Genomic DNA, 10,873 nt, shown 5'->3' on the forward strand with positions numbered 1-10,873 from the left:
TCATTTCTACTATATAAAAAATAGTAGTGTGGACCAATGCCTTGGTCCGCACTACTAATCTTAGTATGTTTTAATTTCTTCAGTTACCCAATCCCGCCATTTGCGAAAAAATGGTATATTATAGTTTATGACATCAATGGTTTAAGACAAGGAGTGATGAAGTATCCGTAAACGATGGATCATTTCAGCAATTGTTGGACTATTGCTTATATGTTTAAGTGTAATTGCCTTCAATTATTTCGGGAGCGATAAAACTGAAAAAGGGAAAAATGCGGTAGCCCAGGAGTCCAAAATTCCTGAGGTGCAGGAATATGGCGGGACCCATCTAAAAAATGTCGGCGATAAGGTTCGCCAAAAAAATTGGGGAACCTTCACATTACTAGAAACGAAGTCCATTAATGAGTCATTTGAATTGACACCCATGGTCATCACAATTAAGGATATCCGCAGGATACAGTTGTCTTCACTCACAGATGAAGTAAAGGAGGAGCTCAAGTCCTATACGGGATTGAGTTTTGAAGAGGCCTATTCGATATATTATAAAGAGAATTTATCCATGGAGGAAATCGATCAAAAGGCTGCGTTGTCTAAAACGGATATTGATGATGAGGTTTCCTATCTAGAGATAACTTATTCCGTGGAAAATAAAGATTCGAAGGAACTTCAGTTCTTCAGCATGGAAAATTTTACTTTCAATGATGATCTTACATATGAGGTGCCTTCTAAAAATTTCATCCATTCCGGAGATACTTTTATGGGGACAAAAAAAGTAAGCCGATCAGATTACCAACCAGGAGAAACAAGAAATGGCACAATTGGCTTATTGGTTAATCCTGAGGAAAACTTCGATCGGCTCGATTCCTTTTCATTCACTACCGATGATATAGCGGATGGTGAGTCTCATGAATTATTGGTGGAGGGGACTTCATTTGAAATTCCGCTAAAAGGAAAGTAGTTTTATAGTCTATAAAAATATGATGGAAACCCTAACGATAAATGAACTGCTTATCTCTCCCCTACAGTAGGGTTCTGTGTTACTTCCTCCATTAATATTCTGCGCAATATTTTCCCTACAGCTGATTTTGGCAGTTGTTCCCTGAACTCAAAACTTCGCGGCACTTTGTATCTGGCCAATCGTTGCACGCAAAACTCCCTGATTTCCTGCTCCGGGACTGACTTTCCCTTCTTTAAGACAATGGCCGCTTTTACCGTTTCCCCACGGTATGAATCCGGAACCCCATATACACATGTCTCTTTTACGGCTGGATGCTGATAAATAATATCTTCAACTTCGATTGGATAAACATTATAACCGCTTGCAATGATCATATCTTTCTTCCTGCCTACGATATAAAAATATCCTTCTTCATCCATCGTCGCGATATCCCCAGTGTAAAGCCATCCATCCCGCAAGGCCGTTGCCGTTTCCTTTGAATTCTTCCAATATCCCTTCATTACTTGCGGACCTTTAATGATCAGTTCGCCTCTTTCACCTGCTGGCAATTCATCAATGCCTGTTTTCAGGTCGACGATTTTAGCGTCGGTATTTGGATATGGGATTCCGATACTTCCTGGTTTTTTCTGTCCTATGACTGGATTGCGGTGGGTAGTGGGTGAAGTTTCCGACATTCCAAACCCTTCCAATATTGTAACACGTAATTTTATTTCGAACTGATGAATGATTTCTATCGGGAGCGGGGCTGAACCACAGCTGCAGTACTTAAAGCAGCTTAAATCGTCCGCCGTTAAATCCGGGTGATTCAGTAAAGCAATATACATGGTCGGGACACCTGGAAAAATGGTTGGCCGATGTGTTCGAATCAAATCCACCACCTTGTTTATTTCAAATTTCTCTAATGTGATAAAAGTCGATCCGGCATATATGGCACTATTCAATCGTCCATTACCAAACACATGGAATAATGGGGTCAATCCAAGCATCCGTTCCCCAGGCCTTTGAAGTTGAAGGGCATTTGCCGTAAAGGCAAAGTCTTGATAAACATTCGAGATCAAATTAAAATGCGTGAGCATGACCCCTTTTGATTTCCCTGTAGTCCCCCCTGTATATTGAAGTACAGCCACAGCTTCCTTCGGATCGATGGCCAGAGCAGGAAGTTCCTTATCTTTCCTTGATAAATCCGTTCCAGTTTCCATTAATTGTTCGGCAGATATGAACGTTAACCTATCAGAAAAACTTGTTAGCACTAATTTTCCCCGTTGTTCTTCACGCCCAATGAACCAATTGGCTTCGGAATCCTGTAATATATAATCCAATTCACTCGACTGATACAGCGGGTTCACTTGAACGACCACACCTCCCATACGATGAATGGCATAATAGGCAATGATATATTCTAGACAATTTGGCAGCATGATTGCTATACGATCGTCTTTTTGAAATCCACGGTTGTCTAAATTCACAGCAAAACGATCTGAGGCATCCTTTAATTCCATATATGTCATTTCTCGATCCCCATCTATTACGGCTTTGCAGGTTGGGTAAAGTCGGGCTGAACGTTCAAGGAGTCCATATAATGACAATACTGGAATGTCAATTTCAGCAGGAGTTTCTTTCGGATAAAATCCATGCCAAGTTCTAGTCAATTTTTTTCACACCTCATTCTTTTCTATTAAAATGAGCATAGTCATTTGTCAGCCAACTTGATCATCCTTGCCTCATTTATCACGAATGATTTTAAATATTCCTGTTCCCTTTGCAATTGTGTTGCCTTCAGTATCTTTTATTTCTCCTTCAGTAAAGGCAATTTTGTATCCTTTTTGAAGGACTTTTGCTTCCGCAAATAGTTCCCCGCTCGATATGCTGGTTAAATAATGTACAGTTAAGCTTGTCGTCACGACTTTGGATTTGGTAACGGAACGAGTCACCATTCCTAGAATGGTATCCAGCATGGTAGCATGAATGCCACCGTGCAGTGTTCCATTAACATTAAGCAAATGTTCTTCTATGTTCAACTTTATAGTAACATTCCCCTCTTCAAACCGAATGATTTCAAAACCTATATGTGAAAAGAATGCACTACTTTCGAATTGGTTCCGAATATCTTCCACTTCAACAGGCAATCTTCCTCCCCCTCACTTTGGCGCGATTCAACTTATATACGGAAAGGAGCAGAAACGTATAGGGTTTCCACTCCTTAATCGTTGGCCTATACGGCTTCAATCATGATAGCCATTCCCTGTCCGCCGCCAACACAAAGTGTAGCAACACCATATCTTTCTTTCCTGCGAATCAGTTCATATATTAGCGTTGTCACGATCCGGGCGCCCGTCGATCCGACTGGGTGTCCAAGAGCGATCGCTCCCCCATTTACATTAACTTTGTTTTCATCTAGCGATAAATCCCTGATTACTGCCAATGCCTGTGAAGCGAACGCTTCATTTAATTCGAAAAGCCCAATTTCCTCTACTTTTTTCCCGGTGCGCTCCATAAGTTTTCCGACGGCTGGTACTGGACCAATTCCCATCACTTCAGGAGAAACTCCAGCGGTCGCCCAATCGACAATCTTTGCGATTGGTTGTATTTGTAACCGTTTTGCTTCACTTTCTTTCATTAATACCAATGCAGCAGCCCCGTCATTACGGCCACAAGCATTCCCTGCAGTGACGGTTCCGTTTTCCCTGAATGCCGGTTTTAAGCTTGCAAGTTTTTCCATTGTGGTTTCCGGACGTGGATATTCATCCGTTTCAATGGTAACCGTACTCTTCCTGTCAGAGACCTGAACAGGAACGATCTCATCCTTGAACTTTCCTTCTTCTATCGCTTGCGCCGCTCTTCGTTGACTTTCCACTGAAAAGGCATCTTGTTCTTCTCTGGAAATGCTATATCGTTGTGCAACATTTTCAGCGGTGATCCCCATCCCCAAACTTTTTCCGTAAATTTCTTGAGGCTGCTGTCCTGCTTCAGTATTAGAATCCACTAGCTTGGTCCTGTCTCCCCCAAAACGGGCACTTCTTAAATAAAGCGGTGCGCGGCTCATGCTTTCCGTACCGCCGGCAACGACTATATTTGCTTGACCTGAGCTTATCTGCTGTGCTGCTGAGGTGATGGCCTGCATTCCAGATGCACATAACCGGTTTACCGTAAAAGCCGGTGCAGAGTCGGGAATCCCTGAGCGCAGAGCTGCCACTCTCGCGACATTCGAGGATTCGGTCGTTTGCCTAACCTCCCCGAAAATGACTTCATCCACTTGTTCTGCTACAATATTCGCTCGCTTGATCGCTTCTTTGATGGCGATGCTCGCCAAATGACCGGAACTAATCTCTTTAAATGCTCCACCATACCTTCCAATCGGTGTTCGAACAGCACTAACGATTACGATATCTTCTCCCATTTCGTTCCTCCCCCTTGAAATTCCAGATTCATAGGCAATAGACTACCTGCCCGAATCAAACAGTAAGAAATTAACACTCTTCCAAGACATTCCTTGCTATGATTAAACGTTGGATTTCATTCGTTCCTTCATAGATCTTCGTTATGCGGGCATCCCGATAAAAACGTTCAACTGGATATTCAGCCATATATCCCATTCCGCCATGAATTTGAACCGCTTTATCCGCGACCCGATTAAAAACGTCTGAAGCGAACAGCTTTGCCATTGATGCTTCCTTGATTACTTTTTTTCCTTCATCAATCTTTTCTGCCGCCATCATCGTCAATGCTCTTGCGGCTTCCGTTTCGGTTGCCATATCAGCAAGCATCCATTGAATCGCTTGGTTGTCCGCAATTGGTTTGCCGAATTGAATGCGCTCTTTTGCATATTTAGCTGATAATTCAATCAACTTACCGCTTGATCCCACTGATCTTGCAGCCAAACCTACACGCCCTTCACCTAAAATTTTCAGGGCAGAGATATATCCCATTCCAACTTCGCCGATAACATTTTCTTCAGGTATGATACAATCCTCGAAAATGACCTGTGAGGTATAAGATCCCCTTAACCCCATTTTTTTGTCCTTTTTGCCTACAATTAAACCGGGAAAATCTCTTTCTACTAAAAAAGCTGTAATCCCTCCCTTTGCTCCTTTATCTTTATCCGTTATAGCAAATACGGTATAAACATCAGCTATCGGCCCATTCGTGATGAAATGTTTCGTCCCGTTCATCACCCAGTAATCACCCTTCTTTTCTGCACTTGTTGCCAAATTGGTTGCATCCGATCCCGCTCCTGGTTCAGATAAAGCAAAGGCGCCAATTTTCGTGCCTGCTGCCATTTCAGGCAAATATTTATTTTTCAAATGTTCGGATGCAAGCTTAACCAGACCTGTACTGCCAATCCCGGTGTGGGCGCTTATTAATGAAACAAATCCATTATGGGTCCTCCCTAACTGCTCTAATACGGTAGCCTTTCCAACAGCATTCAAGCCAATTCCACCGTATTGTTCTGGAATGCTTATCCCGAATAAGCCAAGGTCTTTTGCTTTTTCCACCAAATGCTCCGGGATGGCATCTTCTTCTTCAATTTGTATGGCGTAGGGCTCCACTTCCCTTTCAACAAAATTACGGATCATTTCCTTCATTTGCTGCATTTCCTTGGTTAAAGTGATTGTCATCAGTTTATTCCTCCTTAGTTCTGTTCATGTGTAGCCATTTACAAGTTTTCTTCATAGGGCCTATAGGGCTGCTATCATCTAATCATTCAATGGAATTCATTATATTCTGGTATATTAGAGTCCTCGCTCCTACAAAATCAGGCTTCACGTTCAATTATCGTAGCAATTCCCTGCCCGCCTCCAATGCAAGCTGTAATAAGAGCAAACCTTCCGGCAGAACGCTTCAATTCATAAACCGCTTTCGTAATGAGGATGGCACCCGTCGCACCTAGTGGATGTCCATGTGCAATGGCTCCCCCGTTCACATTCACTCTTGCGGGATTCATATCAAGCTCCCTATTACAAGCAATGACTTGAGCGGCGAAGGCTTCATTAATTTCAATGATGTCCATTTCATTTAAGGAAAGCCCTGATTTCTCCATGACCTTTCTTATAGCGGGAACAGGTCCTATTCCCATATAATTTGGATCTACCCCTGCAACGGCCTGTGCCCTGATCGTCGCCAAAGGTTTAATCCCCAATTCCACTGCTTTTTCCCTCGACATGATGACCAGGGCCGATGCGGCATCATTCAATCCCGAACTATTGCCTGCAGTCACGGAACCGCCTTCTAAAAACGCAGGTGATAATTTGGCTAGTCCTTCTTTCGTTATTTGCGGACGTGGATGTTCATCCAATTTAAATTCAATATCGTCGCCTTTTCTGACCGGAATGTGAATAGGCGCAATTTGCTCATTGAAACGGCCCTCTTCCACGGCTTTGGTCATCTTTTTTTGGCTTTGCAGTGCGAATTCATCTTGTTCTTCCCTGCTGACCTCATATTTTTCCGCTAAATTTTCAGCCGTGATTCCCATCGGGGGATCGCCAATCTCTTTTGGGGACAACCGGGATTTTCTGAACTGCGGTGGCTTTGCACTGTATGCTTTTTCCGGTCGATCCATCAAGTATGGTGCCCTGCTCATGCTCTCGACCCCACCGGCGATATAGACATCGCCTTCGCCTGCCCGGATCGCTTGTGCAGCCAAGTTGACAGCATTTATTCCCGAGCCGCATTGACGGTCGACAGTCAGTCCGGGAAGATGAATCGAGAGGCCTGTTTCCAGCGCCGTTAACCTGGCAATGTTTCCACCTCCGCTTAACACATTCCCCATGATTACATCATCTATCATTAGGGGTTCGACATTCGCTCGTTTTATGGCTTCTTTCATCACTTCTGCTCCAAATGCGTGTGCGGGAACCGATGCAAGTGCACCTCCCTGTTTTCCAATCGCTGTTCGAACTGCAGAAACTATGACGGCATCTCTATTCATTTTCCCATCCGCTCCTTTTCCTTTTTTCACACCCATTTGAAGGAATCCCTTCATTTCACTAGTTTCACTGAATGTAAGCAGGTTCGACCTTGCTTATGAGGACTTAAGATCAACGTTATCCGAACTTTTATTTTTACGTTTCCCTTTTGATTTGGCTGGTTTAACGAATATCGCAAACAGGATGCCAAAAGCCAGGACTAGGATGGCCATGAACAATATCGATAAGTTATATCCCAATAATTCATTTCCTCCTGCTAAACTTATGATATAGCCAGTTAATAGAGGTGCAATAATGCCTGCTATATTTCCTGATGATGTTAAGATGCTTGTCATCAATCCTCCCCGCTCTTGCATTTCATTGATCATGATCGTTGGTCCGATCGGTAAAATGGCATATGTAAGGCCCTTTGCTAAACACATGGCGACTATTACCCAGGTTGGATTTTGAAATACCATGATCGAAGAAAAGAACAATGCACCAAGAATCATAGCGCCCGCGACGACAAATACCCTCGATGACCGCCAATTCTGATTCTTCTTGAATAAATGATCGGACACCATCGAAACACCCATATAAATACATACGGAAACGACTCCGATTATCGCAACGCTGCTTCCCATTTGACCTGGTGTCATTTTTACGGCTTCCACTAAATAAATCGGGAGCCAAACAGAAAACCAAACAACTAAAATATACGTTGAAAAATATGCGAGCGTAGTAAACAAAGCAGTAGGTGAAGCCAATAGCAACAAAAAGTCTTTCACTTTTATTTTTTCTAGTTTCACTTTCTTTTTCTTTTGTACGTTTTCATATATTTCAACTGGATTTTCCTTTGTTAAAAATTGAAAGAGGAAGAACCAAACAAGGCTTGCTGCACCAAGTGCTGCAAAGGCAACCTTCCAGCCGAATATCGTAATTAAGGATACGAGGATCGGTGCCACGATCATCGCACCAACGGTCCCTCCGCCAACAACCACCGAATTGGCAAAGCCTTTCAGTTTCGGCGGAAACCACTTATCGGCATGACTGTAAGCAATCGGGCTATAAGGTCCTTCGAATGCGCCCAGTAAAATCCTGTATAGAATCAATAATGGAAGAGCGGTGATGGCTAAAACGCCAAATTGCAAAACAGTCCATGTCAGCATGATGAACCCAAGCACTTTTTTAGCCCCCAGCCGATCAGCCCATGCCGCCCCAAAAATACCTGTTACTGGGTAGAGCCAATAATAACTGCTTCCAACAAGGCCCCACTCCGCATAGGAAAGATCGAATTCCTTCATGATAGGAACCGCCGCGAGACCCACGATCGATTTATCTGCAAAATTGATGACGGCCCCAAAGAATAATAGAATGAGAACAACCCAACGCATATGAATCCCTCCTCTTCTTTATTTTTGTATACAAACGCGTAAACCACCCAACGTAGGTTTGATCATAAATAGTTGGATGAGCTAACCACATTCCCCCTCTTTCATTCCTTTTCCAATTCTTCTTTAACTAACAATCTTTTTAATAGTTTACCCACTGTATTTCGCGGAAGTTCTTTTCTCAATTCAAATACTTTTGGTACCTTATAAGGCGTCAATTGGGAATAACAATATCCTTCTATTTCTTCAAGATCCACGGAAGCGCTTTCTTTAGGTACGATGAACGCTTTCACAATTTCGCCTTTTACTTTATGGGGGATTCCCACCACAGCTGCCTCTTTAATTGCCGGATGTTCATACAGAACTCCTTCTACCTCCTGAGGGTAAATATTGAATCCGCCGACGATGATCATTTCTTTTTTCCTCCCGACTATATAGAAATATCCTTCGTCATCCATCACAGCAAGATCGCCAGTATATAGCCAGTCATTCTGTAAGGCCTTTTTGGTTTCGGCTTCGTTATTCCAATAACCCTTCATGATTTGGGGGCCTTTTATGAGCAACTCCCCGACGCTTGTGTTAGGCACTTCATTATTTTCATCGTCAATGATCATACAGTCCGTGCCAGGAAAAGGGATGCCAATGCTTCCTATTTTCCTTTTTCCGAAAGGCGGATTACGATGGGTGGAAGGTGAAGCCTCCGACAAACCGAAGCCCTCTCCGATTTTGGCACCGGTCAGCTCCTCAAATCGCTTAATTACTTCAACCGGAAGGGGTGCCGATCCACAAGAACAACTTTTTAAACAATTCAGTCCATAGTTTTCAATTCCAGGATGATTGACGAATGCATTATACATCTTTGGAACTCCTGGAAAGAAAGTCGGACGATACTTTTTTATTTTTGCAAGTACATCTTGAAGTTCGAATTTAGGAAATAAGAGGATGGCAGCTCCAATATAGATACCTAGATTCATTGCACTTGTCATGGCATAAACATGGTAAAGAGGCGTAGCTGCCAAAACGATTTCTTCGCCAGGTTTCAGGGAATCCCCATACATTTCAAAGCTTTGCACGACATTAGAGGTTAAATTATGGTGAGTAAGCATGACACCCTTCATCTTCCCTGTGGTGCCGCCAGTATATTGGATGACTGCAGTATCGTCATGCGGGCTTATCATTTCCGGCTTTTTAATGGCCTCCCCGGTTTCAATCATCGTTTGAAGGGAATAAGAACCATTTTGAACATTTTCCGTGTCAATGCAAACATCAAATTCATATATCGCTTTCGTTTCTTCGATTGTATTTGCGGCCGTTTGGTCAAATACAATACTCTTGGTATCCGAGTCTATTAAGATTTGCAAAAGTTCCCGTGGTTTATACATGGGATTAATTTGTACAACTAACAGACCTAGTGCCTGCGCAGCGTAATAACTGATTATGAAATTAGGGTGGTTGGCCATCATCAGACCAATCCGTTCACCTTTAACAAAGCCCATTTCTCTCCATTTACCTGCAAGTTTGTCTACCTGCATTTTTAGATTCTTATAATCCATGGACTCGTCTTCATAAATGATGGCTGTATGGTGAGGAAACTTACTTACTGTTATATCAAGCAGTGAATAGACGGATATTTCCGGTAGCTTCATAGAGTTCATTCTTTCAACATACCACTGCTCCCATGGTTTATTTATCGTTTTTCGCACCATTATCCCTCCACATATAAACGAATTTCTATCGTGCATGTTTGATTTATTCTTATTATTATGATTATGCAACTTGCATGCCAAGTCCTATTCTTGTGTAAAATTGCTTAGTATTAAGATCAGTCAATTCATTAATGAATTTTATTCACATATAATGCCCTTCTGTAGAGGATTCATCGAAATGCCAATAATTCATTATTGAATTTTCACAGGATCTGGTTGGTTTTCAATCGATATTGAAAAGTAGTTTTTTACCATATTATAGATTATATCTACTCACAAATCGTGATTTTGATTTTATCCATAGTGTATTATAAAATTGAAAAGCCCATCCAGCTATGGATGGGCAAGTGCAATGTTAATTGAAAATTGGCTTACGAGTAAATAAATAAAAAATCTATAGCTCAACTTCCATTCCTGGATTTTTAGCTTTTGCGCATTCGTAGACTGATTTTTCCACCGCTGAATCCAGGAACCATCCAAGCCGCATAACTGGTTCAATCGATCGGACCATCTGTAAAGATCTAGATATCTCGATCTTTAAGACCATTATCCAATATGGCTTGAAGTTGTCGTCCTTCATTTTGATCTTTGCTGCTAACTCATATGTATCCAAATTTACGAACATCTATTTTTTACACCTCTCCATGTTAGTTCTATCAAACCGTTCGTAAATGTATCTGCAAAACAAAGAACGTCCGTAAATGTTTTTTACACTTTTATGGACGTTAAATAACATCGTTCTACTACAATTGCCACCTTACTGGAATTAATTGAATTAGGGTAGGTTTTATGCTTTCTCGTTGACTCTACCCCCAGGGACAAAAAGTTAAAAAGACCAGAAAAACTCGATGAAAATCGAGTTTGTCTATTTTTATGGCTTGTACAATTTGAACGTTGATTTCCTCTCCAGGCACTCGC

Annotated in this window: 9 protein-coding genes; 1 reads left to right on the forward strand and 8 read right to left on the reverse strand. The window is 42.1% G+C overall.

Annotated elements, in window-relative coordinates; genetic code table 11:
- Positions 1 to 202 precede the first annotated feature (202 nt).
- Positions 203 to 955, forward strand: coding sequence for a hypothetical protein (locus tag ACFX4I_RS25885; RefSeq protein ID WP_377424064.1), 753 nt, complete (start codon positions 203 to 205; stop codon positions 953 to 955).
- A 50-nt stretch (positions 956 to 1,005) separates the two neighbouring features.
- Here ACFX4I_RS25885 and ACFX4I_RS25890 read toward each other — a convergent pair whose 3' ends face one another.
- The 8 genes from ACFX4I_RS25890 to ACFX4I_RS25925 all read right to left on the reverse strand — a co-directional run bounded on the left by ACFX4I_RS25890 (position 1,006) and on the right by ACFX4I_RS25925 (position 10,580).
- On the reverse strand, positions 1,006 to 2,604 hold the full coding sequence (locus ACFX4I_RS25890; protein WP_377424066.1) for a long-chain-fatty-acid--CoA ligase: 1,599 nt from the start codon (positions 2,602 to 2,604) through the stop codon (positions 1,006 to 1,008).
- A gap of 72 nt (positions 2,605 to 2,676) precedes the next feature.
- The gene (locus tag ACFX4I_RS25895; RefSeq protein WP_377424068.1) at positions 2,677 to 3,081 is read right to left on the reverse strand and encodes a PaaI family thioesterase; all 405 of its coding nucleotides are present in this window, start codon (positions 3,079 to 3,081) and stop codon (positions 2,677 to 2,679) included.
- An 86-nt stretch (positions 3,082 to 3,167) separates the two neighbouring features.
- Entirely contained in the window at positions 3,168 to 4,352 is a 1,185-nt protein-coding gene (locus ACFX4I_RS25900; protein ID WP_309519077.1) for a thiolase family protein, read from the reverse strand.
- A 70-nt stretch (positions 4,353 to 4,422) separates the two neighbouring features.
- Complete coding sequence (locus ACFX4I_RS25905; protein WP_309519078.1) at positions 4,423 to 5,571, reverse strand: acyl-CoA dehydrogenase family protein; 1,149 nt, start codon at positions 5,569 to 5,571, stop codon at positions 4,423 to 4,425.
- Between the two features lie 137 nt (positions 5,572 to 5,708).
- Positions 5,709 to 6,881 carry a thiolase family protein gene (locus ACFX4I_RS25910; protein ID WP_377424073.1) on the reverse strand — a complete coding sequence of 391 codons (1,173 nt, stop codon included), beginning with the start codon at positions 6,879 to 6,881 and terminating at the stop codon, positions 5,709 to 5,711.
- A gap of 93 nt (positions 6,882 to 6,974) precedes the next feature.
- Positions 6,975 to 8,252: an MFS transporter gene (locus ACFX4I_RS25915; RefSeq protein ID WP_230302915.1), complete on the reverse strand. Its 1,278-nt coding sequence runs from the start codon at positions 8,250 to 8,252 to the stop codon at positions 6,975 to 6,977.
- Positions 8,253 to 8,353: 101 nt separating this feature from the next.
- The gene (locus ACFX4I_RS25920) at positions 8,354 to 9,952 is read right to left on the reverse strand and encodes a long-chain-fatty-acid--CoA ligase (RefSeq protein WP_377424071.1); all 1,599 of its coding nucleotides are present in this window, start codon (positions 9,950 to 9,952) and stop codon (positions 8,354 to 8,356) included.
- Between the two features lie 397 nt (positions 9,953 to 10,349).
- On the reverse strand, positions 10,350 to 10,580 hold the full coding sequence (locus ACFX4I_RS25925) for a hypothetical protein (protein WP_309519080.1): 231 nt from the start codon (positions 10,578 to 10,580) through the stop codon (positions 10,350 to 10,352).
- Positions 10,581 to 10,873: the final 293 nt, after the last annotated feature.

The organism is Peribacillus sp. YIM B13472, from assembly GCF_042788005.1.
GTDB classification, from domain to species: Bacteria; Bacillota; Bacilli; order Bacillales; family DSM-1321; genus Peribacillus; species Peribacillus simplex_E.